The organism is Mucilaginibacter pocheonensis, assembly GCF_031456535.1.
Lineage (GTDB): Bacteria > Bacteroidota > Bacteroidia > Sphingobacteriales > Sphingobacteriaceae > Mucilaginibacter > Mucilaginibacter pocheonensis.
Genome location: NZ_JAVDUU010000003.1, coordinates 176,355 through 200,100, shown reverse-complemented (window position 1 = coordinate 200,100; position 23,746 = coordinate 176,355). Strand labels below are relative to the sequence as shown.

25 protein-coding genes are annotated in these 23,746 nt (G+C 41.5%); 16 read left to right on the top strand and 9 right to left on the bottom strand.

The features are described from left to right. Positions 1–77: 77 nt before the first annotated feature. Positions 78–431: a 4Fe-4S dicluster domain-containing protein gene (locus J2W55_RS14320; RefSeq protein ID WP_091144510.1), complete on the bottom strand. Its 354-nt coding sequence runs from the start codon at positions 429–431 to the stop codon at positions 78–80. Between the two features lie 101 nt (positions 432–532). Here J2W55_RS14320 and J2W55_RS14315 point away from each other — a divergent pair, with 101 nt between their 5' ends. From J2W55_RS14315 to J2W55_RS14280, 8 genes are all read left to right on the top strand, one after another. After that, positions 533–1,558, top strand: coding sequence for an acyl-CoA reductase (locus J2W55_RS14315; RefSeq protein WP_310096729.1), 1,026 nt, complete (start codon positions 533–535; stop codon positions 1,556–1,558). A 109-nt stretch (positions 1,559–1,667) separates the two neighbouring features. Continuing rightward, entirely contained in the window at positions 1,668–1,871 is a 204-nt protein-coding gene (locus tag J2W55_RS14310; RefSeq protein WP_310096727.1) for a fructose-6-phosphate aldolase, read from the top strand. A gap of 5 nt (positions 1,872–1,876) precedes the next feature. After that, on the top strand, positions 1,877–2,557 hold the full coding sequence (locus J2W55_RS14305) for a cell division ATP-binding protein FtsE (protein WP_310096725.1): 681 nt from the start codon (positions 1,877–1,879) through the stop codon (positions 2,555–2,557). 279 nt (positions 2,558–2,836) lie between these two features. Then, the gene (locus J2W55_RS14300) at positions 2,837–3,418 is read left to right on the top strand and encodes a nucleotide exchange factor GrpE (RefSeq protein ID WP_310096723.1); all 582 of its coding nucleotides are present in this window, start codon (positions 2,837–2,839) and stop codon (positions 3,416–3,418) included. Positions 3,419–3,574: 156 nt separating this feature from the next. Beyond that, positions 3,575–4,735: a molecular chaperone DnaJ gene (dnaJ, locus tag J2W55_RS14295; protein WP_310096720.1), complete on the top strand. Its 1,161-nt coding sequence runs from the start codon at positions 3,575–3,577 to the stop codon at positions 4,733–4,735. 192 nt (positions 4,736–4,927) lie between these two features. Beyond that, positions 4,928–5,836, top strand: coding sequence for an ABC transporter ATP-binding protein (locus J2W55_RS14290; RefSeq protein WP_310096718.1), 909 nt, complete (start codon positions 4,928–4,930; stop codon positions 5,834–5,836). Positions 5,837–5,839: 3 nt separating this feature from the next. Then, positions 5,840–7,093 (top strand): ABC transporter permease, encoded by a 1,254-nt coding sequence (locus J2W55_RS14285; protein WP_310096716.1) that lies wholly within the window; start codon positions 5,840–5,842, stop codon positions 7,091–7,093. Positions 7,094–7,170: 77 nt separating this feature from the next. Further along, positions 7,171–8,097 carry a Ppx/GppA phosphatase family protein gene (locus tag J2W55_RS14280; protein ID WP_310096714.1) on the top strand — a complete coding sequence of 309 codons (927 nt, stop codon included), beginning with the start codon at positions 7,171–7,173 and terminating at the stop codon, positions 8,095–8,097. Between the two features lie 142 nt (positions 8,098–8,239). Here the strand turns inward: J2W55_RS14280 and J2W55_RS14275 are convergent, their stop codons facing one another. The 3 genes from J2W55_RS14275 to J2W55_RS14265 are packed head-to-tail and all read right to left on the bottom strand — an operon-like array spanning position 8,240 to position 10,714. After that, a complete protein-coding gene (locus J2W55_RS14275) occupies positions 8,240–8,575 on the bottom strand; it encodes a hypothetical protein (RefSeq protein ID WP_310096712.1) in 336 nt (111 codons plus the stop codon). Further along, on the bottom strand, positions 8,575–9,972 hold the full coding sequence (locus tag J2W55_RS14270) for a radical SAM protein (protein ID WP_310096711.1): 1,398 nt from the start codon (positions 9,970–9,972) through the stop codon (positions 8,575–8,577). Before J2W55_RS14270 ends, J2W55_RS14275 begins: the two co-directional genes overlap by 1 nt. Beyond that, complete coding sequence (locus tag J2W55_RS14265) at positions 9,965–10,714, bottom strand: prolipoprotein diacylglyceryl transferase (RefSeq protein WP_310096709.1); 750 nt, start codon at positions 10,712–10,714, stop codon at positions 9,965–9,967. The genes J2W55_RS14270 and J2W55_RS14265 overlap by 8 nt, the downstream gene beginning before the upstream one ends. 180 nt (positions 10,715–10,894) lie before the next feature. On the opposite strand from J2W55_RS14265, the gene J2W55_RS14260 reads away from it, so the two are divergent. The 6 genes from J2W55_RS14260 (at position 10,895) to J2W55_RS14235 (ending at position 18,187) form a co-directional block, all read left to right on the top strand. Then, on the top strand, positions 10,895–12,229 hold the full coding sequence (locus J2W55_RS14260; RefSeq protein ID WP_310096707.1) for a MutS-related protein: 1,335 nt from the start codon (positions 10,895–10,897) through the stop codon (positions 12,227–12,229). 254 nt (positions 12,230–12,483) lie between these two features. After that, complete coding sequence (locus J2W55_RS14255) at positions 12,484–14,475, top strand: M1 family metallopeptidase (RefSeq protein WP_310096705.1); 1,992 nt, start codon at positions 12,484–12,486, stop codon at positions 14,473–14,475. A 392-nt stretch (positions 14,476–14,867) separates the two neighbouring features. Then, positions 14,868–15,992: a cyclic dehypoxanthinyl futalosine synthase gene (mqnC, locus tag J2W55_RS14250; protein WP_310096703.1), complete on the top strand. Its 1,125-nt coding sequence runs from the start codon at positions 14,868–14,870 to the stop codon at positions 15,990–15,992. 97 nt (positions 15,993–16,089) lie between these two features. After that, positions 16,090–16,641, top strand: coding sequence for an SMC-Scp complex subunit ScpB (gene scpB / locus J2W55_RS14245; protein WP_310096701.1), 552 nt, complete (start codon positions 16,090–16,092; stop codon positions 16,639–16,641). 138 nt (positions 16,642–16,779) lie between these two features. Beyond that, entirely contained in the window at positions 16,780–16,980 is a 201-nt protein-coding gene (locus tag J2W55_RS14240) for a hypothetical protein (RefSeq protein WP_310096699.1), read from the top strand. Positions 16,981–17,065: 85 nt separating this feature from the next. After that, positions 17,066–18,187: a GNAT family N-acetyltransferase gene (locus J2W55_RS14235; RefSeq protein WP_310096698.1), complete on the top strand. Its 1,122-nt coding sequence runs from the start codon at positions 17,066–17,068 to the stop codon at positions 18,185–18,187. A 29-nt stretch (positions 18,188–18,216) separates the two neighbouring features. On the opposite strand, the gene J2W55_RS14230 is transcribed toward J2W55_RS14235, so the two are convergent. After that, positions 18,217–18,558, bottom strand: coding sequence for a helix-turn-helix domain-containing protein (locus J2W55_RS14230; protein WP_076378169.1), 342 nt, complete (start codon positions 18,556–18,558; stop codon positions 18,217–18,219). A 306-nt stretch (positions 18,559–18,864) separates the two neighbouring features. On the opposite strand from J2W55_RS14230, the gene J2W55_RS14225 reads away from it, so the two are divergent. Together J2W55_RS14225 and J2W55_RS14220 are read left to right on the top strand one after the other, a co-directional pair. Continuing rightward, the gene (locus J2W55_RS14225) at positions 18,865–19,272 is read left to right on the top strand and encodes an Rrf2 family transcriptional regulator (protein ID WP_310096692.1); all 408 of its coding nucleotides are present in this window, start codon (positions 18,865–18,867) and stop codon (positions 19,270–19,272) included. Positions 19,273–19,324: 52 nt separating this feature from the next. Further along, positions 19,325–19,978 carry an NAD(P)-dependent oxidoreductase gene (locus J2W55_RS14220; protein WP_310096690.1) on the top strand — a complete coding sequence of 218 codons (654 nt, stop codon included), beginning with the start codon at positions 19,325–19,327 and terminating at the stop codon, positions 19,976–19,978. Positions 19,979–20,071: 93 nt separating this feature from the next. On the opposite strand, the gene prmA is transcribed toward J2W55_RS14220, so the two are convergent. From prmA to J2W55_RS14200, 4 genes are all read right to left on the bottom strand, one after another. Continuing rightward, entirely contained in the window at positions 20,072–20,908 is an 837-nt protein-coding gene (gene prmA, locus J2W55_RS14215; RefSeq protein ID WP_310096688.1) for a 50S ribosomal protein L11 methyltransferase, read from the bottom strand. Positions 20,909–21,036: 128 nt separating this feature from the next. Then, positions 21,037–21,510, bottom strand: a complete 474-nt coding sequence (locus J2W55_RS14210) for a hypothetical protein (protein WP_310096686.1) — start codon at positions 21,508–21,510, stop codon at positions 21,037–21,039. Positions 21,511–21,650: 140 nt separating this feature from the next. Next, positions 21,651–22,415 carry a triose-phosphate isomerase gene (gene tpiA / locus J2W55_RS14205; protein WP_310096684.1) on the bottom strand — a complete coding sequence of 255 codons (765 nt, stop codon included), beginning with the start codon at positions 22,413–22,415 and terminating at the stop codon, positions 21,651–21,653. A gap of 111 nt (positions 22,416–22,526) precedes the next feature. After that, complete coding sequence (locus J2W55_RS14200) at positions 22,527–23,711, bottom strand: GlmU family protein (RefSeq protein ID WP_310096681.1); 1,185 nt, start codon at positions 23,709–23,711, stop codon at positions 22,527–22,529. Between the last annotated feature and the right edge of the window lie 35 nt (positions 23,712–23,746).

The following is a 23,746-nucleotide window of genomic DNA, read 5'->3' as shown; positions in this document are numbered from 1 at the left end:
GAGATATGAGATATGAGACATTTTAAAAAAAAGGGAACGGCAAGCCGTTCCCTTTTTAATATCATTAAAAATTGATGTTATTCGTTCATATGCAGCCAATCTTTCTTGGCTAAAAGTTCTTCCTGGCTTTCGCGGATATCTTCATCATCCACACAACAATCTACAGGGCATACTGCGGCACATTGTGGTTCATCATGAAAACCAACACACTCAGTACATTTATCAGGAACAATATAATATATATCGTCAGATAAAGCAGCCTGGGTTTCTTCGGCGTTCAATGTATTCCCATCGCCAAAATCAATAACACCTTTAAGCCCCGTACCATCGCTAAAACGCCATGCCGCGCCTGCATCATATATAGCATTATTAGGGCATTCAGGTTCGCAAGCTCCGCAGTTTATACATTCATCGGTGATTTTAATCGCCATATTTCTAAATATCTAATATTCTCAATTAACTTTGCCTGCAATTAACAAGCGTACAAATATAACAAAAAAAGGGTTTAAGGGTTTAAATCCTTACCATATATATGTCAAAAATTAATATAAAAAACGCAATAAATTCATTTTCGAGCTTAGGAAAGCAGTTAATCGAGCCCGATGCCCGGCTCCTGGCCATCATCAATGATGAACAATACCACAATGCCTGGTTTACGCCCGAAAGTGTTTTGAGGGCTGTAACAGCCATCGGCAAAATGCTTAATGAAGCCGACCTGCAAACCTGGCTGTCAAAATACAACCTGGATAATACCGGTCGGCCCAAAAAAGTGGGGCTTATTTTAGCGGGTAATATTCCGCTTGTAGGCTTTCATGATGTTTTGTGTGTATTGGCATCAGGCAATTTCGCGCTCATTAAAACATCATCGCAGGATGCTCATCTAATAAAGCACATCCTAAAACTATTGGTTGATATTAATGCCGGTTTTGCAGATCAATATAGCTTTGTTGAACGCCTCACCAACTTTGATGCTGTAATAGCGACGGGCAGCAATAACAGCTCACGTTATTTTGATTATTATTTTGGCAAGGTACCTAACATTATCCGCAAAAACCGCAATAGCATAGCCTTGCTTACCGGTACCGAAATCGCCGAAGAGTTATTTGAGCTGGGACATGATATATTTGATTATTACGGGCTTGGGTGCCGTAATGTATCAAAGTTGCTGGTACCCGAAGGTTATAATTTTAACTTCTTCTTTGAATCTATAGAGGAGTTTAAAACCATAATCCATCACCATAAATACAGCAACAATTATGATTATAATAAATCAATATACCTGGTAAACGGCGACAAACATTTTGACAATGGTTTTTTAATGCTAAAGGAAGATGACAGGATAGCCTCTCCCTTATCCGTGGTTTATTACAGCTTTTATGCCAATATGGCCGCGGCACAGCAAATGCTTACAGATCAGAGCGAAAACCTGCAGTGTATTGTTACTACAGCCCCGGTTAATGTACCCAGCCAGGTGGTAGGTTTTGGCCAAAGCCAGCAGCCTGCTTTATGGGATTATGCCGATGGTATTGATACAATGGATTTCTTGTCAAATCTTTAAAATAACAATACCTTTGGCGCGGGGGTAAAAGGCGTAAAGGGTATGGTAATAGTTGTTACCGGCAAACACAATCTTTTACCTTTATCCTTTTAGCTTTAAACTTAAAAAAATGTATATTATAAAAGTTAAAGGCGTTGCCAAAATACCCGATTATGTACAGTTGCGTGATGATAAATTTACGTTGCTGGCTTATTTTAGGGTTGACAGGCCCGATAAATCACTGGACAAGGCAGGACTGGCCGATAAGGCCGAATATATTATGAACATTATAAAAGATCTGCCTTTTGGACAGATCCTGAAATTAGAGCTATAAAAAAGATGATCGGAAATTCTATTATAAAGCTAAACAATGTTGATATTTTTCAGCAGGCGCACCTGGTACTATCAAATGTGGACCTGCATGTTGATAAGGGTGATTTTGTGTGGCTTATTGGCCAAACGGGATCAGGCAAGAGCAGCCTGCTTAAAGTAATTTATGGCGACCTGGGCATTAAAAACGGTACCGGCCATGCTTGTGGTTATGAGTTAAGTAAACTGCCAGGCCGCGATGTTCCGTACTTAAGGCGCAAGCTTGGCATTGTTTTTCAGGATTTTCAATTACTTACCGACCGCACTATTGAACAAAACCTGCTGTTTGTGATGCGCGCCACCGGCTGGAAAGATAAAAAGCTAATGGCCGACCGTGCGCTTGATGTTTTAGAGAAAGTAGGCCTGCGTTCAAAATTAAAGAAAATGCCGCATGAACTTTCGGGTGGCGAGCAGCAACGTGTGGTAATTGCCCGGGCGCTGCTTAACGACCCCGAGATCATACTGGCCGATGAACCAACCGGCAACCTTGACCCTGAAACATCTGAAGAGATCGTACTGTTGCTGAAACAGATCAGCCAGTCGGGCACCGCGGTATTGGTTGCCACTCATGATTATCATATCATACGCGCCTTTCCGTCGCGCATTATCAAATGTGAAAATGGTAAGGTATTAGAAGACGCGGAGATATAACCACCGACTGGTTTTATTTTGTGATTTTGTTGATTTATTTTCCGCTGCAGGGCGCATCACCTGTGCCTCGGGCAGCACATGATATTTAGCGCGACAAAACAGCTGCGATGTGCCTTTACGTAAAAATCCGCGTCATCAAATAAATCAGCGGTCAACCTGTCACTCCTGCACAAAAAGTGCCAGTCCTGCCTGATGTAAAAACATGGTACTGACAGCTTGTCGGCTTTAGGGCAATGGCAGGATACTTGATTGGCACTATCAGCTATGAATTTTAATGATATGTTAAAAAAAAAGAAGAAAGAAAATACGGATACTCCTGAAAATATAAATGTGACAGATAAGGAGAACATAATTGACGAACAATTGGGTCATGAGGAGCAACCAGAACTCACCGCACCTGCAGCAGCACCATCTGCCGAGGAAAAATTGCAGGAAGAACTGGCCCAGGCAAATGACAAATACCTGCGCTTATATGCCGAGTTTGACAACTTCAGAAGACGTACCATAAAAGAGCGCGCGGAAGCCCGTGAAACCGAAGGCAAAGAGTTACTTGTTGCCCTGCTGCCAGTTTTAGATGATTTTGAACGCGCGCAACGTTCAATGGAAAAAGCAGTTGATGTTGCACCTGTTAAAGAGGGTGTTACTTTAATTCAAAACAAATTAAAAAATATACTGGGGCAAAAAGGCCTGAAGGAAATGGAATCAATAGGCGCACCGTTTGATGCCGACCTGCATGAAGCCATTACCAACATACCTGCCCCTACCAACGATTTAAAAGGTAAGGTGATTGACGAAATGGAAAAAGGTTATTACCTGAAAGACCGCGTTATCCGCTTTGCAAAAGTGGTTGTAGGAGCTTAAATTAATTATTTGATTATTGAAGGACTGAAATGTTAAATTGTCTTTCCTGCTAATCAAAAACTAAGACGGTTCATAAATATTAAAATTGAATTACGGGTTATGTATTCCTTTTAAATCAATAATTCAATAACTCAATAATTCAACATTATAAAATATATGGCTAAAAGAGATTATTACGATATCCTGGGAGTTGCTAAAGGGGCAAATGCCGATGATATAAAAAAGGCTTATCGTAAAATGGCTATTAAATATCACCCTGATAAAAACCAGGGGGATAAAGAGGCGGAAGAAAAATTCAAGGAGGCAGCCGAAGCTTACGAAGTTTTAAGCAGTCCTGAAAAACGCCAGCGGTATGATCAGTTTGGTCATGCGGCCAATGCTTCGTCGCCAAATGGCGGCGGTTATGGCGGCAGCATGAACATGGACGATATATTTAGCCAGTTTGGTGATATATTTGGTGGCGGCAGTCCGTTTGAAGGTTTCTTTGGTGGCGGCCGTCAAAGCGGCGGTGGCGGCAGGCGCGTTGCCCGTGGCAGCAACCTGCGTATTAAGGTACGTTTAACACTGGAAGAAATTGCCAACGGCGCCGAAAAGAAAATCAAGGTTAACAAACAAATTGTTTGTAAAACCTGCGACGGCAGCGGCGCTAAAGATAAATCATCGTTCCAAACTTGTAAAACCTGCGGTGGCTCAGGAGCGGTACGCAGGGTAACCAATACTATACTGGGCCAGATGCAAACTACCAGCACCTGCCCTACCTGTAATGGCGAAGGTACTACCATACTTTCAAAATGTAATGTTTGCCACGGCGATGGCGTGGTACGCGGCGAAGAACTGATCACCATAAACGTACCTGCCGGTGTAAGCGAAGGTATGCAGCTGAGCATGAGCGGCAAAGGCAACGCGGCCCCACGTGGCGGTGTACCCGGCGATCTGATCATACTGATAGAGGAAATTCCACACGAAACGCTAAAACGCGACGGCAACAACATCATATATGACCTGCATGTAAACTTTATTGATGCCACATTGGGCACAACTGTTGAAGTGCCTACCATTGATGGTAAAGCCAAAATAAAAATTGATCCCGGTACCCAGGGCGGCAAAATATTGCGCCTGAAAAGTAAAGGCGTACCCGAAGTAAACTCCTATCATCGTGGCGACCAACTGGTACACATTAACATATGGACACCAAAGGCCCTTAGCCGCGAGGAACGTGAGCTGCTTGAAAAACTACAAAACTCGCCTAACTTTAAACCCAATCCCGGCAAAAACGAAAAAAGCTTTTTCGAGCGGATGAAGGAATATTTTGAATAACCCTTGAGGTGAAAGAATAAAGGCAAAAACCGAAAGGTATATACAAAGCCCGGGACCATAATTGATCCCGGGCTTTGTGGTTTTTATAGTTTATATTTATTGCTGGTATAACCAGGTATTGTTAACTCCTGTTCATGTAACATTTTAAAAACCCCTGTATCTAAACCATACTATTAATAATTAAACGCATATATGCTAAGCATACGCAATATTGTTAAACAATACGCCGGTCACCGGGCATTGAATGATGTAAGCCTTGAAGTTGAAAGCGGGCAGATATTTGGGCTCTTAGGCCCGAATGGTGCAGGTAAAACTTCGCTTATCCGCATTGTGAACCAAATTACCGCGCCAGACTCAGGCGAGATATATTTTAACGGCGAAAAGCTTGATCAATCGCATATTGGCCGCATGGGATATTTACCCGAAGAACGCGGCCTTTACAAGAAAATGGAGATAGGCGAGCAAATGATATACCTTGCCCGCCTCAAAGGCCTGGGCCGCGATGAAGCCAATAAGCGCCTTAAATACTGGTTTGAAAAGCTGGGCATTGAAACCTGGTGGAAAAAAAAGATAGAGGAACTATCAAAAGGGATGCAGCAAAAGGCCCAGTTTGTGGCAACAGTACTGCATGAACCCGACCTTATCATCCTTGATGAACCTTTCAGCGGTTTTGACCCGGTAAACGCCGAAGTGATCAAAGATGAAATACTGGAACTTAACCGCAAGGGTGCCACCATCCTGTTCTCAACTCACCGCATGGAATCAGTTGAGGAACTGTGCGACTCGATAGCCCTGATCCATAAATCCGAAAAGATATTGGATGGCACGGTAAAAAATATCCGCAACTCGTACCGTAATGACACCTATCTTGTTGAATATACAGGTGCGCTATTAAACTTTGATGGTTCCCAGCCCTTTGGCATTATAGGCGAAACCATCTCCGACGACGACAGCCATACCATTCGCATCAAGTTAACTGACAAACACTCCTCAAATGATGTGCTGCAATACCTTATTCCCAAAACCCACATCAATATGCTGCAGGAAGTAATACCCAGCATGCACGAAATATTTATTGAAAAAGTAAACCACATTGCCTAAATCATGAATAAAGTATTACTCATTATACAGCGCGAATACATTACCCGCGTACGGAAGAAATCTTTTATCATCATGATATTTGTTGTACCCCTGTTAATACTGATCATGGGTGCTGTAATTGCAATGGTTGCTAAAAGCAGTAACCAGCTTTCAACTTTGCAAATAGTTAACGTGGTTGATAACAGTAAAATTTTCGAAAAGAAATTTCACGATGTATCAAATATCAAATTTGTAAAAGGCGATCAGGATCTGAATAAAGCCAAGACTACATCAAAAAACGATGAAAATATTTCCACACTGTTTATCCCTGCCGATTATTCTAAAAAGGGGGCGGTACAAATATTCTCTAAAAAGAAACCTGCTTTTCAACTAACCGAGGAGATTGAAAAACAGATGAATGACATCGCTATCAATAACAGCATGTTGCAACATCACATAGATCCGGATGTGGTTAAAGCTATCAAAAACAGCAATATCAGCGTAAAAGCAGTCGAAATTACCAGTACCGGCGATAAAGACGCCAACATTGGCCCTAACATTGCCATCAGCATAGCTTGTTCTATATTTATTTATCTCTCGCTTTTAATTTATGGCGGGCAGGTAATGCGCGGGGTAATTGAAGAAAAAACCAGCCGCATCATTGAAGTGGTAATATCGTCTGTTAAGCCATTTCAGCTTATGCTGGGCAAAATAATTGGGGTTGGCTTAGTAGGCTTAACCCAGTTTTGCGCCTGGATCATCCTGTCGGTTATTTCATCCAAAATAGCAGGCGAGGCCTTTAATTCGCCGGCAAGCCCCATGAGCGGGATATTGCAAACCTTGCAAACTATCCCTTTTGGCTATATATTAAGCTGCTTTTTATTTTACTTTTTAACCGGTTACCTGTTGTACAGCGCCCTTTTTGCAGCTGTAGGCTCGGCGGTTGACAGTGAAACTGAAACCCAGCAGTTTATGTTCCCTATTACTATGCCTTTGTTGTTTACCTACCTCCTGTCAGTATCGGTTTTGTTCAGGGCGCCCGATAGTCCGCTTGCGGTTTGGCTTTCTATAATACCATTTACCGCGCCCGTTGCCATGATGGTACGTTTACCTTTTGATCCGCCGGAGTGGCAGCTGGCCCTATCCATGTTTATGATGGTGGTTGGCTTTTTATTTACCACCTATGTAGCCGCCCGTATTTACAGGGTTGGTATATTGATGTATGGAAAAAAAGCAAGCTTTAAAGAATTGGGCAAATGGTTCTTTTATAAGGAGTAAACAAGCGCAGCCTTCAATATATATAATAAAATCCCCGGAATGGCTAAACAATTTCGGGGATTATTTATTTTAGATGCATGACTAAACGCGTTGCTGTAATGGACCTTGGTACCAATACCTTCCATTTATTGATTGCCGAAGGCACTGTAAACAACTATCACGAAATTGTACATTACCACGAAGCCGTAAAGCTTGGTGAAGGCGGTATTAACAAAGGCTACATTTTACCCGATGCCTTTGAACGCGGCTTAAATACCATGCAGCAATTTCAGCAGCAAATTGACGCAAACCAGGTGCAGCAAGTACGTGCTATAGCTACCTCGGCCCTGCGCAATGCATCAAACGGTAAAGATTTTATAAATGAGGTAAAGGCCCGGACAGGCATTGGCATAGAGATCATCGACGGCGAGCAGGAAGCAGATTTTATATATAACGGCGTAAAAATAAGCGGTTGTTTATCGGCCAAAAACTCGCTCATTATGGATATTGGCGGCGGCAGCGTAGAATTTATTTTGGGCAACGCCGGTAACATCATCTGGAAACAGAGCTTTGAAATTGGCGCGGCCCGCCTTATGGACCTTTTCCACCGTACAGACCCTATCCCCCCGGCATCTATTGAAGCACTGGATGTTTTTCTGGATGATAAGCTGGCTGCTTTGTTTACCGCGGTTAAAGGCCATGAAGTAGATACTTTAATAGGTTCATCGGGCGCATTTGAAACTTTTGCTGAATTGATAGAAACAGAAAAAGGCCATTCGTTTAATCTGAAAACCACTAAAAACTACAGTTTTGATCATGAGGAACTGCTTGTTCAAACCAGTAAGCTGATACAATCAACCCATCAGCAAAGGGTGGGCAATAAAAGCATTATTCCGGTAAGGGTTGACATGATCGTGGTAGCTTCCCTTATTACCCGGTATATTATGCACAAGCTGGCGATCAGTAAAGTGCTGATGTGTACCAACTCGCTCAAAGAAGGCGTTTTAGCCGGAATGCTTGATTAATAACCTGAGATGTTGTGCCGAGTTATTTTAACATCCTGTTGATTTGATAACTCGTAACGCTGCAAGCCTTGTATTTGGGATGCTGAAACAAGTTCGGCATGACTATGGGCGGGGCTATGCTCAAATTTTCTTTCAGATTATTTTAATGCATTGATCCCAAACTGCCGAACGATACGCAGGTTGAAAAGCCTATAGCCAAAACCAGTGCCGCGCTCAGGAGCCACAACCAGCTGCGCTTTGCTAAAGCCATAATGATACAAACAACTACGTGTATTAGTATTAAAAGCGCGTCGAATATAAAGCCGCCACCGCTGGTATCAAGTGAACATAATACAGTATAAATTGCCAGTATAAGTATATTAATACCCACAACTTTCATCCCTACGGCACTTTTCTTTTGCGGCGCAGCATCAGGTGTTGTTCCCTCCGGCTTATTTTCCCCGCTGGGTGGGTGGCTCTCGTTTATATTATCTTCCATTATACAGCTATTTCATTACGTAATTGTTCCAGGTATTCCCTTTTATCGTCCCGGTAAAAAATGTTCATGGTCTCAAATGGGATGATCTGCATATCCTTGTTTACAATATGCACACATGATTTTTTGATAGCGCGCACATCAAAATTCTGAGCATCAATAAACTGCATTATAATCACCCTGAACAGGTTATCATAACTCAGGCTGGGTGCGTCTATCTCGGGCAGGCAGCACAGCAGCGAGTGTAAATGCTCCTTCGCCTTATCAACCGAATTGCCGGTGCTGAACATATTGAGCAAATGCCCTTTCAGGCGTTCGTCCTGCTCATACACAATGGTGTTTTTAGAGTTATCAAGGAGGTCATCAGGGTTTATCATGCGGGTGAGCGGTATTACCTCGCCGCCAAGTTTAAGCGCATAGCCCATCACCAGCGCATCGGGGTTGCAGGGTACCGGGATCAGGTCGTTATGATTAAATACCTTGGTTTGTTCAAGAATGGCGGAGCGTACTTCTGTCAGCGTATAACGATCGGTTTGTTCATTAAAATTCTGTAACCGTCCGGCTTGCTGCGTAGGCTGAAAAGTTACTCCACGCACACAGGGCTGCTGCAGCGCATATTCAATTATCTCGCCAATTTCGTCTGTATTTAGTCCTTTTTGCAGGGTAACCACCAACGTGGTCGACAGATTGTATTTATTCAGGTTTTCAAGTGCTTTTGCCCTTACCTCACGCAAATCCTCGCCACGCAACTGTTCCAGGGCTTCCTTTTTAAAGGAATCAAACTGCAGGTAAATTTCAAAATCGGGCATATATGCAGCCAGCCGCTTTACAAATTGCTCGTCTTTAGCTATCCTGATGCCGTTGGTATTTACCATGAGATGTTTGATGGGCTTTGTTTTGGCAATGTCAAGTATCTCAAAAAACTGCGGGTGCACTGTAGGTTCGCCCCCGCTTATCTGTACCACATCCGGGTTTCCCTCATTCTGCACAATAACATCAAGCATTTGCTCAATTTCGGCCAGGGTACGGTGCCGGCCATAGGTTGGCGATGACATGGCATAGCAGGTTGGACAGCTTAAATTACACCTATCGGTAACCTCAACCACGGTAAGGCAAGAGTGCTGTTCGTGATCCTGGCACAGGCCACAGTCGTACGGACAACCGTAATGCGTTTTGGCATTAAATTTAAGCGGCATTTCGCTGCGCTTGGCATAGTTGCGGCAGTTTTTGTAATATTCAATATCAGTAGCTATCAACACCTTTTCAAAACCATGCTGCCTGCAATTCTTGAGCATGTAAACTTTATCGTCCTCAAAAACTATTTTGGCGTCAACCCGGCGCAAACAGGTTGAGCAAATGCTCAGGGTAAAATCATAATATATATATGGGCGTTCAGGCATAGGCTTTGATAAGTTTTGAAGGATATAGAAATACTTTATAATAATACAAAATACCCACGATACAAACCAACTGAATTACTGACAGGCCGAAGCCAAAAAAATAATCGGGCTTAATAATTTCAACCCAAAACCTGAATAACAGGTAGCTTACCATAAATAGTTTAAACCGCGCACCATTGGCAAATTGATAACGTTTCTCCCACACCTTCAACACCAGCCAAAGCATCAGCCAAAATAAAATTTCATATAAATTGGTGGGGTGCCTGCGTATGCCATCGCCAAAATCAATGGCCCAGGGCAGATTTGAGGCAATGCCATAGGTGCCGTCTTCCAAACCGGCCAGGAGACAGCCTGTACGCCCGATGATCATGGCCAGTATAAGCGGATAAACCATCATATCGCCCGATGATACGGTTACACCTATTTGCTTTTTGGTAAGCTCTACCCCTATTAGGCCACCCAGCATACCGCCAACAATGGTTTTGTTACCCATAAAGTAGATCAATCCAAAACGTGGCAATAAAGCAGGGTTTTCCAGTACCCCCACTATATGCGACCCCACAAACGCCCCAAATGCAGCGCCAATAAAGATAAGCAGGCGGTTACCGTCGCTTATCTGGTCGGTGTTGTGCCGGCGTAAATACACATAATACCGGTAGCCTAAAAAATAGGCGAGTGTTTCGCATATAAAATGCACAGGGATCTGTGATTTACCAACTGGGATATTTACGGGAAAATGCAAGTTATACAGGATTGATCACCTAAAATAGCTTTTTTCCTGATGAAAGCAACCTGTTTGTTTCTTACTATTGTTAAGTGGGGAGTGCAGAGTATTAAGAACTAAAAAGTTTGTTAATGACGTTTAATTATTATCAGATAATCTAACAGAAAGTTTAGCTTTAAGCAACCCTTACAAGTATTTATGAATTTCGATATAGATAGGCAAACACTAAATGATTTGGCAATATTTCAAAATAACAGTTCGCGCCAATCTATATATAGTCTTTTTAACCACACTGATACAATTGGAGGCACTGAAACCTTACATGATATGTTCAATAAGCCGCTTATTGATCCTATTGAGATAAAGGAAAGACTGGCAGTGTTTTTATATATCGAGAAACACAACATAAAGATCAGCTTAAATAGAAATGATTATGATTTTGTAGAATTTTATTTAAAAAAACATTATCACGCTAAACCATTTTCAATTATAAGCAGGTTCCTGGAAAAAACCATATATGCGTTTAAGTTTAATAATAATGATTATTATATAATTAAAACCGGTGTAGAAAGCACGCTGTCAATACTTGACAACTTAATAAATTACGCCGATGCACTGCAGGGCGACCTGCCTAAAAAAATACAGGAATTCCGTTCAATTATTTTGAACACTTTCCTACCGAAAGAATTGGTATGGCTAAAGCAACTTATAAAGAAACCCAATCGCAGCGCTACGGACATAGCTAAAGCGGACCACTTTTTCAGGCAACTCGCTTACGAGCGAATGAAGGTTTTGTTAAATGTTGCTTATCAGTTAGATGTTTATCAGTCCGTTAGTGTAAGCTGTAAGGCCCTGGGGTTCACCGTTCCTGTAGTTAATGAACATAATGTAACGGGATTAGCTATTAAAGGTTTATTTCATCCTTTTATTGCCGATCCTAAAAGTAATGACATTGAATTTAATACCGACAAAAATGTTTGTTTTATTACCGGTACTAATATGGCGGGAAAATCATCTCTGCTTAAAGCAATTGGAATTGCTATCTATTTATCTCAAATAGGGTTTCCAGTACCTGCGAAAAGTATGGTGACTTCGGCATTTAAAGGTCTGATTACAACCATAAACTTAGCGGACGATGTGGAACAGGGACATAGCCATTTTTATAAAGAAGTATTACGGGTTAAACAAGTGGCTGAAAAAATCAATCAATCAAAAGGTATTTTCGTAATTTTTGACGAACTGTTTAGAGGTACTAATGTTAAAGATGCCTATGATGCCTCTCTTGCCATAATCACTGCCTTTGCAGAAGTAAAAACCTGTTTCTTTGTAGTTTCTACGCATATTGTTGAAGTTGCACATGAATTATCATCCATTGAAAATATTAATTTCAGATATATGGAAACTGTTTTTGAGGATACAAACCCGTTAAACACTTATAAACTCAAAGAGGGTATTACAGAAGAGCGATTAGGGATGTGGATTGTGAACAATGAACGAATTTTGGAAATAATAAAAAACTCTTTAAAGCCTTAGCATTTGCGGAAGACTCACCCCGGCATCGCTGCGCTCGCCGACCCTCTCTCCGGCTGCGCCGCAAAGGGGGTTGAGAAGATAATTTTTCTTTGCTCCTTTATTCAATTTATCTTTTACCTGGTTTTGTCCCCAACCCTCTTTGCGGCGCAGCCGGAGAGAGGGTGATCCAGCGTAGCGTAGATCGGGTGAGTCTAACCCGTGCTCATTTTAAAGTTACAGCCATCCTTTGTATATTGGGAGCTCAAATGCGCTTCATGAAATTAAAATTTACCAGCCTTGGACTACTTGCCGTTTTAACCCTGAACGTACAAGCACAGCAAACAAAGATCAATCCTAACGATACCACCTCAAATTACAATCCCGCTGCCGCGTTTTCGCCGCAGTTCTATAGCGAAAAAGGCAATGAATTTCATGCGGCCAATGGCAATCCCGGCCTTAAATACTGGCAAAACCGGGCCAACTATACTTTAAACGTAAAACTGGATACTGTTAGCAAAACCATAAGCGGCACCGAAACTATCGACTATATCAACAACAGTCCGGATGAACTGCAATACCTGTGGCTGCAAATGGATCAAAACACCTATAAAAAAGATGCACGGTCAAATTTTGTAACGGGTTTTACACCAGCGCCCAATCAGCATACCGACGGCTACCAGATAGAGTCGGTTAGCGTAGAAGAAGGCGGAGTGGTTAAGCCGGTAAAATTTGTAATAACCGATACGCGCATGCAGGTGCGTTTAACCAAAGCAGTGCTACCCAACAAGGGCCAGGTACGCTTAAAGATCAGGTATCATTATACCATTCCGGGCACATTTGGCGGCCGCACCGATTATACCGATACCAAAAATGGCAAGATCTATGAAGTTGCTCAGTGGTTTCCACGCATGTGTGTTTATGACGACAGTCGCGGCTGGGACACCCTGCCATTTTTGGGCAGTGGCGAGTTTTATTTAGATTATGGCGATATTGACTACAGCGTAAATGTGCCCTGGGACATGATCGTAGCTGGCTCGGGTGAGTTAATGAACCCCAAAGAGGTGTTGACCGCCAAACAAATAGCCCGCCTGGAGGCCGCCCGCAGCAGCGACAAAACGCTGATGATACGTGATTTGGCCGAAGTAAATGATCCTTTGAGCCGCCCAGTGCAAAAAGGCACGCTTACCTGGCATTTTAAAATGCTTAATACCCGCGATGTTGCCTTCGGCGCATCAAAAGCTTTTATTTGGGATGCCGCCCGTGTAAACCTGCCCGATGGCAAAAAATCACTGGCTATGAGCGTTTACCCTGCCGAGAGTTACGGTAACGATGCCTGGGGACGAGCTACGGAGTACCTGAAAAAATCAATCGAGTATTTTTCAGAAAAATGGTTTCCATATCCGTATCCTGTTGCTATAAATGAGGCCGGTATTGCCGGCGGGATGGAATACCCCGGCATAGTGTTTGACGGCATTACCGATAAGGGCAGTGTATTGTACTGGGTAACGGCGCATGAAATTGGCCACAACTGGTTCCCGATGATCGTAGGGTCAAACGAACGCCGTTTTGCCTGGATGGATGAAGGGTTAAATACCTTTATTGATGTGTATGCTTCTGACGCTTTCAACAAAGGTGAATATGCCCCCAAGCGCGACGGCGAGTATGCCGAACATGGCGGTAACCCTGCCGATGAGATCATTCCGTTTATAACGGACTCGGGGTCGCCAAGCATCATGACAGCGCCTGATGCCATACCCGAAAAATACCGCCATCCCCTCACCTATTTTAAACCCGCCTTCGGGTTGGTTTTGCTGCGCGAACAGATATTAGGAAAAGATAAGTTTGATTACGCTTTTCGCAACTATATACACCAGTGGGCCTACAAACACCCGCAGCCCGATGATTTTTTCAGGTCGATTGAGAACGGCGCCGGCGAAGACCTGAGCTGGTTTTGGAAAGGCTGGTTCTATAACAACTGGACGCTTGACCTTGCCCTGATTGACGCCAAACAAGTAGATAACAAAAGCGGAAAAGGCATAAGCATTACCGTGGTAAACAAAGAAAAACTGCCCATGCCTTTTACTATTGAAGTAAAATATAAAGATGGCAGCAAAAAACGCACTTACCTGCCGGTTGAAACCTGGCTTCAGCGTAAACAGATCACCCTTACCCTGCCGGCCACACAGGAAGCAGAAAGTGTAACCCTTGACCCTGACAACGCCCTGCCCGATTTAAACAGGAAGAATAATAAGTTGAAGGTGAAGTAGTGAGTGGTGAATGGCAAGTAGTGAGTGATTGAAAAAATGAAGTAAAAAAAATCGTCATCTTGAGCGGAGGTAAATATTCAATGCAGGCGATAAGCCAGGCGTATGACCTTTTTCCAGTTGACGATTTTTATGATTTGAACAGGTTGAATTTAAATTTTTTAAAATCATCAAAAACGAATAAAAAAAGTGTTAAAATGAATACTATTCAAATGTTTTTGAACAAATTTGGGCTTGTATTTACTGTTATTCGGGGGCATTTATGTTAAAATAACGCTTTAAAAAGTCTTTTGCTGGTAATTGCAAAAATACCGGCAAAAACACTACCCTCATTAATTTGTCAATCTTGCCATCCATATTAAACTATTAATAACCTAAAGCTTTATCTTTGTTAAATGAACACAGCCGATCTGTTGCAACGTGCTTTACGGTTTGATTTTTTGACCCAGGATGAGGGGGTTTATCTATATAATAATGCCTCAACTGCCGATCTGATGTATACAGCCAATGAACTGCGTAAAAAGCAGGTTCCGCATGGCAAGGTTACCTGGCAAATTGACCGCAATGTGAACACTACCAATGTATGTATTGCCAATTGCAAGTTCTGTAACTTTTTCCGCAGGCCCGGCCACGAGGATAGCTATATAACTGATATTGAAACCTATAAAAAGAAAATAGAGGAAACTTTCCGTTACGGCGGCGATCAGTTGCTGCTACAGGGCGGCCATCACCCCGACTTGGGGCTTCAGTTTTATACCGACCTGTTCAGGGAATTAAAACAACTGTATCCCAAGCTAAAATTACACTCTTTAGGTCCGCCGGAGATTGCTCACGTAGCCAAACTGGAGGGTATGTCGCATATTGATGTCCTGCGGGCCATGAAAGAAGCAGGTCTCGATTCGTTACCCGGCGCAGGTGCCGAAATACTGAATGACCGCGTACGCCGCCTGATATCAAAGGGTAAATGCGGCGGTAAAGAGTGGCTCGACGTAATGCGTGCCGCACATCAGCTTAATTTGCCCACATCAGCCACCATGATGTTTGGCCATATTGAAACTATTGAGGAGCGTTTTGAGCACCTGGTTTGGATCCGCGAGGTACAGGCCGAAAAACCCAAAGGCGCCTATGGCTTTGTAGCCTTTATACCCTGGCCTTTTCAGGATGATGGCACTTTGCTGCGTAAAGTAAGGGGCATTACCAACAATGTAACCGGCGACGAATACATCCGCATGATAGCCCTTAGCCGCATCATGCTGCCAAATATCAAAAACATACAGGCATCATGGTTAACTGTGGGTAAACAAGTGGCCCAGCTATGTTTACATGCCGGTGCCAATGATTTCGGCTCTATCATGATCGAAGAAAATGTAGTATCGGCAGCCGGCGCCCCGCACAGGTTTACCGCCAAAGGCATACAGGAATCAATTATTGAAGCTGGTTTTGAGCCACAATTACGTACACAGAAATATGACTGGCGCGATATTCCTGCCGAAATTGAGGAACAGGTTATTAACTATTAAAATGAGTGATGATAGTAAAGTGCTAAATAATTGATTGAATTAACAAGCAAAAATTATACATTTTCTACACACCATTCACTGCTCAGCACTGCCAAACATGGAACATTATATAGAGGCATTAATTTTTGCGTCGGAACAGGGCATCCGTATAGAGGAGATCATGTATTGCTTGCAAGCGGCCTTTGAGCGCGACTTTACCACCGAGGAGGTTGTTGAAAGCTTAACTGCCATACAACAGAAGTATAATGACGATAACCTGGCCATTGAACTGGTAAAAGTGAATAACGGATACGAGTTTTTCACCAAAAAAAAATACCATCCTGTTATTAATTTATTACAGCTGCAACGTTCCAAAAAAAGGCTAAGCCAGGCCGCTTTAGAAACACTGGCTATCATTGCCTATAAACAACCGGTAACCAAAACGGATGTTGAACAAATACGTGGCGTAAATTGTGATTATTCGATACAAAAGCTGCTCGAAAAAGAGCTAATAGCCATAATTGGGAAGTCGGAAAGCATTGGGAAACCTATTTTATATGGTACCAGCAGCATGTTTATGGACTATTTTGGAATAAACAGCATAGAGGAATTACCTCAGATTAAGGATTTTACAACAAATGCAATTGCCATTGGCGAGCAAACAGAATAATTTAAAAAGATATTTTTAATAAAAATGATTTTAATTATTTTTACTACTGAATTAGATAAAGGAAGTAGCTAAAAATTTAATACTTTTAAACTGATTTAAATTTATATTGATAAAGTTTTACAAATAAAATCCGTTGCAATGGGAACGCCAAAAAAACCGATAACTAAAAAGATCGACAACTCGGAAGATGACAATGATGATGACGACGATCAATTACTTGACCCCAAAACAAAGAAAAAAGTAGTTGACGAAGATGAGGATGATTATGATCTGCCTTTGGATGATGATCTGGGCCGAGGTTATGAATCATTTGACGATGACGACGACGACGATTATTGATTTTTAAGATATATAGCTAATTTAAAAAGCATTCAGTATATGCCACTGAATGCTTTTTTTTATATTTAGCGCTCTCACAGCACCTATGACCATTACTGAAGTAAAAGATAAAGCATCCAAAAAAGCCTTTTTAAACGTAGCCCGTATTATTTATAAGAACGATAAAACTTGGGTTTGCCCGCTTGACAACGATGTGGAAGCAGTATTCGATCCTTCAAAAAACAACTTTCACCAGGATGGGAAGTGCGTCCGCTGGGTACTTACCGATAACAATAATCAGCTGATTGGCCGGGTTGCTGCATTTATCAATAATAAAAAGGCGTACCATTATGAGCAGCCAACAGGCGGCATGGGCTTTTTTGAATGCATTGATAGTAAAGAGGCTGCTTTTATGTTGTTCGATACAGCCAAAAAATGGCTGCAGGATAATGGCATGCACGCAATGGATGGTCCCATTAATTTTGGCGAAAATGATAACTTTTGGGGGTTGCTGGTTGAGGGTTTTACCCATCCATCCTATGGAATGAATTATAACCCTCCTTATTACAGGGCTTTTTTTGAGGATTATGGATTTAAAACGCTTTACGAACAGATCACTAATCATCTCGATGTGCATAAACCTTTTTCTGAACGGTTTACAAAAATTGCAAACTGGGTAATTCAAAAGCCCGGATATGATTTCAGACATTTCAAGATAAAGGAAATGGAGAAATTTGCAGCAGATTTCATAGAGATCTATAACGATGCCTGGCGCGATTTTGAAAACTTTGTACCCATAACCCAGGCCACTATAGCTGAAAGCTTTGAAAAAATGAAGCCTTTAATGGATGAAAAGTTGATATGGTTTGCCTACATTGACAATGAACCAGCATCATTCATTATCATTTTGCCCGATGCAAATCAAATGCTCAAGCCGCTTAACGGAAAACTTGACCTGATAGGCAAGCTTAAATTTTTATATTACCGGTGGAAAGGTGTATCAAGAATGCGTGCCATTGTAATGGGCACCAAGCAAAAATTCCAGAAACATGGGCTTGAATCGGCCATGTTTATTAAGCTTAAAGAGTATGTTTTACCATTAAAACAATATGACGAGCTTGAATTATCGTGGGTGGGAGATTTCAATGAAAAAATGATTGCCATTCATAGCGCTGTGGGAGCCACCTTTGGCAAAAAGCATTTAACAATGCGTTACATTTTCAAATAGGCCCGGCATTCCACCGGGCATAAGTGTATTTATGCGGTTGCTTTGGAGTGCCTGAGCTCTTCAAACAGTTCAATAACCTTTTTTTGCAGATCAATAACTTCTGTTTCACGATCCATTAACCGTTTGTTAACTGTTTCAAGTTCATTTACAAATTTTTGATCCTGCTCGGCATCATTAAATGTAAGTAGCTGAACTACTGACATTTCAAACAAAGTAGCTATTTGCTCAAGTCTTGATAAATTGATGTCTGTTATTCCTGTTTCGATTTTTGAAAAAGCAGGAATAGATATATCTAAACGTTTTGCAACATCCTCCTGGCTCCAACCCTTTTGATGACGTAATAATCTAATTTTTTTCCCAAGTGTTTTCATGTGACTTTAATAATAGTATTTAGGTTTCGTGAAAGTTAATTACTTTGCAATATTATTTATTATTGCGCTAATTATCAACTAATTTGCACAATTTTTTATTTAAAAGTGAGGTTTACTAAAACAATTTTAATTCAAAGCAGTTTTAGGGCGCGAAATACACAGTTTAAACAACGGTGTACCAGCTTATTAACTCATAATTAATTTAAGCTTTTATCATCCTATCGCAATTTAATGCCCTGTCAAAAAAAAACTTATAAAACTTAAAATATCTGTTGTACATTTGTACTGTAACTTTTTTAATTACAGATGAACGGACAATTTCAGATAGCCATGCATATACTTACGCTTCTTGATCATGCAGATGGTGAACTTCTATCATCTGAATACATTGCGGGCAGCATTAATATTAATCCGGCATTGGTACGTAAAGAGATACGTAATTTGCGTAAATATGGCTTAATTGCCAGTAAAGAAGGCAAAGCAGGTGGTTATAGCCTGGATTTGCCGGCTCCGCAAATTATCTTAAGTGATGTATATAAAGCAGTTAAGCATCAGCCTGCGTTAGGGCAGGCAAAAAATTTGCCTAACCCAAAATGCACGGTTGGCAGGCAAATTACCCAACATTTAAATACACTGGCCAATGAGGTGGACAATTCCATATTTAACAAGTTAAGTACGATTACCCTGGCAGATTTTAGTCAGCAATTCAAATAAAAAAATTTACAAAAAACTGTAACAAATTTAATTACAATAAACAACAAACATTATGAAATTAGTACTGATAGGCGCAACCGGAAATGTAGGCGCAACCATTTTAAAAGAAGCTTTGCAACGCGGTCATGAAGTAACCGCCATTGCCCGCAACCCCGAAAAGTTGAACATAACAAACGATAGGCTTACCCTTAAAGCAGCGGATATTTTTGATATTGACAGTTTAGCAGCTATCCTTGCCGACCATGACGCTGTAATAAGTTCATACAACTCCGGATGGGCAAACCCTAATATTTATGACGATTTTATTGCCGGTTCAAAAGCTATTCAGCAAGCGGTAAAACAATCTGGAGTGAAACGTTTACTGGTCATTGGCGGTGCCGGAAGTTTAGAAATAGCCCCTGGTGTTCAACTGGTTGATTCACCAAGCTTTCCCGCAGCATATAAACCCGGCGCTTCGGCAGCCCGCGATTATCTGAACATTATCCGTACGGAGGAAGATCTTGACTGGACATTCTTAAGCCCGGCCATTAACATGCACCCAGATTCGCATGGAGAACCCACACGGAAATTTCGCTTAGGTACTGATCAACCGGTATTTAACGAAAAGGGTGAAAATTTTATTCTTATTGAAGACCTGGCCGTAGCTGTCATTAACGAACTGGAAAACAATCAGTTTATAAAAAGACGATTTACCTTAGGATACTAATATTCTTTGTCTGGACGGAGGATTAAACAGATTACCGCGATATGATATTTTCATCAAATAACCGTTAATCTGTTTAATCCAGGTTCAGATAACCTATTTTATAAATTTAGCAGCCACCCAGTCGTTTGCTTTTTTGTGACTGATAAATTTTAACCCATATTTACGGGCCTCGTCAGTGATGATCTCCAAATCGGGCAATTCATAAAATCCGCTTAAATACATCTCCCCTTCCGGTTTCAGCACCGCTGCATAACGTTCCATTTGATCAATCAGAATGTTTCGATTAATATTTGCCAGGATAATATCATACTGCTCGTCAGGTATTGCTTCTTTAGAGCCGCATAAAGGTGTTATGTTTTCAATATGGTTTAGAGCCGAATTTTCAATAGTGCTTTCATAACACACCGGGTCATAGTCAATAGCTGTAATTTCGGTTGCATTCAGTTTGGCAGCCATGACAGCTAATATTCCCGTACCGCAACCCATATCCAGTACCTTTTTGCCTGCAAAATTATTCTCCAGTATCAGCTGCAGCATCATGGAGGTTGTTTGATGATGCCCTGTACCAAAGGCCATTTTAGGATCAATTACTATTTCATACGGAAATTGCGGTTTAGCCGGATGGAAAGTTGCCCGAACATATATTTTATCGCCTATTTCTATAGGTTCAAAGTTACTTTCCCATACTTCGTTCCAATTTTTTTGCGGAATGAGCGTAACTTCATAACTAAAAGTAAACATATCCTTATAGGGCATCAAATGTTCAATCAGCTTTTCCTCGTTAAAATCAGCGATTGGTATATATGCCTTAAAGCCAAACTCGAGTTCCTCAAAAGTATCAAAACCAATCTCTCCCAAAGCATTGATCAACAGATCCTGTTGGTAATCTTCGGTGGTAATTGTGGTAAAAAGTAATTCGTAATAATTCATATAAAAACAGATAACTATTAAGCCATCCCGACTTGTTTCGGGATCTCGCAGGACATGCAATCTGCATATCCTTTCCCACTTTATATGTGAGATATGACTTTGGCATTCAGCGTGACGCTTAAATTTTATCAGGCAGCATTTTCCAATTCCTCGGGCGTTTCCGTTTTGCGCATCCGTTTACCGTCAATCAAAAACAATATTACAAAGGTAACCACCCAATAAACAAACTGTATTTCAGAAAGATACCACCAAAAACTAAGCAACGGCTGGTTGCCCTCAGCCGGGTCCCATATGATATAGCTGATGGAGCCGGCAAATGCAATACAGATTAATGCGATGCAAATCCCGATTATTAAACGGGCCTTAAAACTTTTAACGGCTTTTTTATCCCATAAAGGTACTATAATGAGGTACTGCGTAAGGATACCAACCAAGAACAATAAGGGCCAAAAAAGATGAAAGTAAGCCATCAAACTGTACATATTACCATTCCCTATCTCAATCAGTTTCATGGGGTGAGCAGGCATATTATACCAAACTACCAACCAAAAAATGCCAAAATCAATTAAAACCGGCAACAGAACCTTTAATAGCTTCCTCATAATTAGATCTGAATGTTAGATCTGAGATTTGAGATATTCTCTCCAACTCAAATTAAACATCATAAAGCATATTCTGTTTGAAATACAAAGAATGATATAAAATACTTGTCTCAAATCTCATATCTGACATCTCAAATCTATCAATTGAACACTTTTAAAATATCAACAAAATCGCGCGATTTTAGAGAAGCACCGCCTATCAACCCGCCGTCAATATCTGGCTGTGCAAATAATTCGGGAGCATTTTTAGGATTGCAGCTGCCGCCGTACAAAATGGTGGTAGCATCAGCAACTTCCTGGTTGTATTTTGCGGCTATTTCCTTACGGATAAATTCATGTATCTCCTGTGCCTGGTCTGATGTTGCGGTTACTCCCGTACCTATAGCCCATACCGGCTCGTAAGCTAAAACCAGTTTTGAAAACTGCGCTGCATCTAAGTGAAATATACCTTCAACAAGTTGCGTCCTGATCACATCAAAATGTTTGTTGGCTTCGCGCTCCTGCAGGGTTTCGCCAATGCAAAATATTGGGTGCAGATCATTCTTCAATACAGTATCTGTTTTTTTGGCCAGTAGTTCATTGTTTTCGCCAAAATACTGACGACGCTCAGAATGACCCAGGATCACATAAGCTGCACCTACCGATTTGATCATTTTGGCAGATATTTCACCTGTGTACGCACCGGCTTCGGCCTGATGGGCATTTTGCGCGCCCAATGAAACTTTGGTATAACCTTTTGCCATCTGAGCCAGGCTGTGGGTATGTATAAATGGACTGCAGATAATTGCTTCCTGTGTTCCGGTCACCTCATCTTTTATCATATTGATGATCTCAGAAAATAGCCCTAAACCTTCGTTATAGTCAAGGTTCATTTTCCAGTTTCCGGCAACAATTTTTTTTCTCATGATATTATTTTTAGTTTGATTAAGTTAATTTATGTTTGAGTGAATAATTCAAAATAGCAATGCGGTTGAAGTTGGACTGATTGAACACCATCCTCATAACCACTCTTTGCTTCAAAATCTCCTGTATTCCTCGGTTAATTCAAATACTTTTTTTAACAGTTCCTGTTCGGTTTCGTCAAACACCCGATGTTCACGCCGGTCAAATACTTTTTGAGCGGTTTCAAACATTTTCTTAATAGCATATACCTCAAATCCCTGTGCTCCCCCCCATGCAAAATCAGGCACAAAATTACGCGGAAAGCCCGATCCAAAAATATTGGCGCTTACGCCCACTACTGTACCGGTATTAAACATGGTATTGATGCCGCATTTGGCGTGGTCGGCCATGATAAGGCCGCAAAATTGTAAACCCGTATTGCGGAAACGCTGACTGCTATAATCCCATAATTTAACATCAGCATAATTATTTTTAAGATTGGAATTATTAGAGTCGGCACCGATATTGCACCACTCACCTAATACGGAGTTACCCAGGTAACCCTCGTGCCCTTTGGATGAATACCCCCAGATAATTGAGTTGTTTATTTCGCCTCCAACGCGAGAATAAGGACCGATAGTAGTGGCTCCATATATTTTTGCCCCCATCTTAACCTGCGAGTGCTCGCAAATGGCAAAAGCGCCGCGTATATGGGTACCTTCCCAAATCTCGGTATTATTTGCCAAATAGATGGGTCCGTTGGTGGTATTGAATGTTGAGCAATCTGCAACGGCCCCCGGCTCTGCAAAAAAATCTTCGCCAATAATGGTATTGGTTTCGCTTATAGCAGCGCTTGTACGGTTTTTGGTAAGCAATTGAAAATCTTTACGAAGTTCAATGTCATTTTTCCTGAAAATATCCTCCGGATAGCGGATAGACACAAACAAATGCGGATAATTGACGATACTGCTAAATTCGGCACCCGGGTTAAAGATCCCTGCATCGGTTTGGTTTAACCTTACAGCCAATAATTGTTCATTGTATTTAAGGGCTTCGCCGGTTTGCAGCTTATCAATAGCTTCCAGCAGTCCTTCGTCCGGGCATACGGCGCCATTTATAAATAAATTATCAGCCTCATATTTTGCGGGGAATTTAACCTGCAAATAATCAACGGTATAAAAAGAATATTCTTTTTTTAAATATTCAGACCACTTTTCGGCTATTGTAAGTATACCTATGCGTAAATGCGCAACAGGCCTGGTATAGGTAAGCGGTAATAGTGTTAGGTGTGCGTTATCGTCAAAAAGGATAATAGCCATGACGCAAAAATAAAAAAAGTCCCGGCTGCAAAGCC

Bases quoted from the DNA above. Each gene is read 5' to 3' on its own strand.
- J2W55_RS14220 (WP_310096690.1), top strand. From the start codon at position 19,325: ATGAAATTAGTACTGATAGGCGCAACCGGAAATGTAGGCGCAACCATT.
- J2W55_RS14285 (WP_310096716.1), top strand. From the start codon at position 5,840: ATGAATAAAGTATTACTCATTATACAGCGCGAATACATTACCCGCGTA.
- J2W55_RS14230 (WP_076378169.1), bottom strand. From the start codon at position 18,558: ATGAAAACACTTGGGAAAAAAATTAGATTATTACGTCATCAAAAGGGT.
- J2W55_RS14300 (WP_310096723.1), top strand. From the start codon at position 2,837: ATGTTAAAAAAAAAGAAGAAAGAAAATACGGATACTCCTGAAAATATA.
- J2W55_RS14255 (WP_310096705.1), top strand. From the start codon at position 12,484: ATGAAATTAAAATTTACCAGCCTTGGACTACTTGCCGTTTTAACCCTG.
- tpiA (WP_310096684.1), bottom strand. From the start codon at position 22,415: ATGAGAAAAAAAATTGTTGCCGGAAACTGGAAAATGAACCTTGACTAT.
- J2W55_RS14225 (WP_310096692.1), top strand. From the start codon at position 18,865: ATGAACGGACAATTTCAGATAGCCATGCATATACTTACGCTTCTTGAT.
- J2W55_RS14290 (WP_310096718.1), top strand. From the start codon at position 4,928: ATGCTAAGCATACGCAATATTGTTAAACAATACGCCGGTCACCGGGCA.
- J2W55_RS14270 (WP_310096711.1), bottom strand. From the start codon at position 9,972: ATGCCTGAACGCCCATATATATATTATGATTTTACCCTGAGCATTTGC.
- J2W55_RS14260 (WP_310096707.1), top strand. From the start codon at position 10,895: ATGAATTTCGATATAGATAGGCAAACACTAAATGATTTGGCAATATTT.
- dnaJ (WP_310096720.1), top strand. From the start codon at position 3,575: ATGGCTAAAAGAGATTATTACGATATCCTGGGAGTTGCTAAAGGGGCA.
- J2W55_RS14315 (WP_310096729.1), top strand. From the start codon at position 533: ATGTCAAAAATTAATATAAAAAACGCAATAAATTCATTTTCGAGCTTA.
- J2W55_RS14305 (WP_310096725.1), top strand. From the start codon at position 1,877: ATGATCGGAAATTCTATTATAAAGCTAAACAATGTTGATATTTTTCAG.
- J2W55_RS14240 (WP_310096699.1), top strand. From the start codon at position 16,780: ATGGGAACGCCAAAAAAACCGATAACTAAAAAGATCGACAACTCGGAA.
- J2W55_RS14275 (WP_310096712.1), bottom strand. From the start codon at position 8,575: ATGGAAGATAATATAAACGAGAGCCACCCACCCAGCGGGGAAAATAAG.
- J2W55_RS14280 (WP_310096714.1), top strand. From the start codon at position 7,171: ATGACTAAACGCGTTGCTGTAATGGACCTTGGTACCAATACCTTCCAT.
- mqnC (WP_310096703.1), top strand. From the start codon at position 14,868: ATGAACACAGCCGATCTGTTGCAACGTGCTTTACGGTTTGATTTTTTG.
- J2W55_RS14210 (WP_310096686.1), bottom strand. From the start codon at position 21,510: ATGAGGAAGCTATTAAAGGTTCTGTTGCCGGTTTTAATTGATTTTGGC.
- scpB (WP_310096701.1), top strand. From the start codon at position 16,090: ATGGAACATTATATAGAGGCATTAATTTTTGCGTCGGAACAGGGCATC.
- J2W55_RS14310 (WP_310096727.1), top strand. From the start codon at position 1,668: ATGTATATTATAAAAGTTAAAGGCGTTGCCAAAATACCCGATTATGTA.
- J2W55_RS14200 (WP_310096681.1), bottom strand. From the start codon at position 23,711: ATGGCTATTATCCTTTTTGACGATAACGCACACCTAACACTATTACCG.
- J2W55_RS14320 (WP_091144510.1), bottom strand. From the start codon at position 431: ATGGCGATTAAAATCACCGATGAATGTATAAACTGCGGAGCTTGCGAA.
- prmA (WP_310096688.1), bottom strand. From the start codon at position 20,908: ATGAATTATTACGAATTACTTTTTACCACAATTACCACCGAAGATTAC.
- J2W55_RS14235 (WP_310096698.1), top strand. From the start codon at position 17,066: ATGACCATTACTGAAGTAAAAGATAAAGCATCCAAAAAAGCCTTTTTA.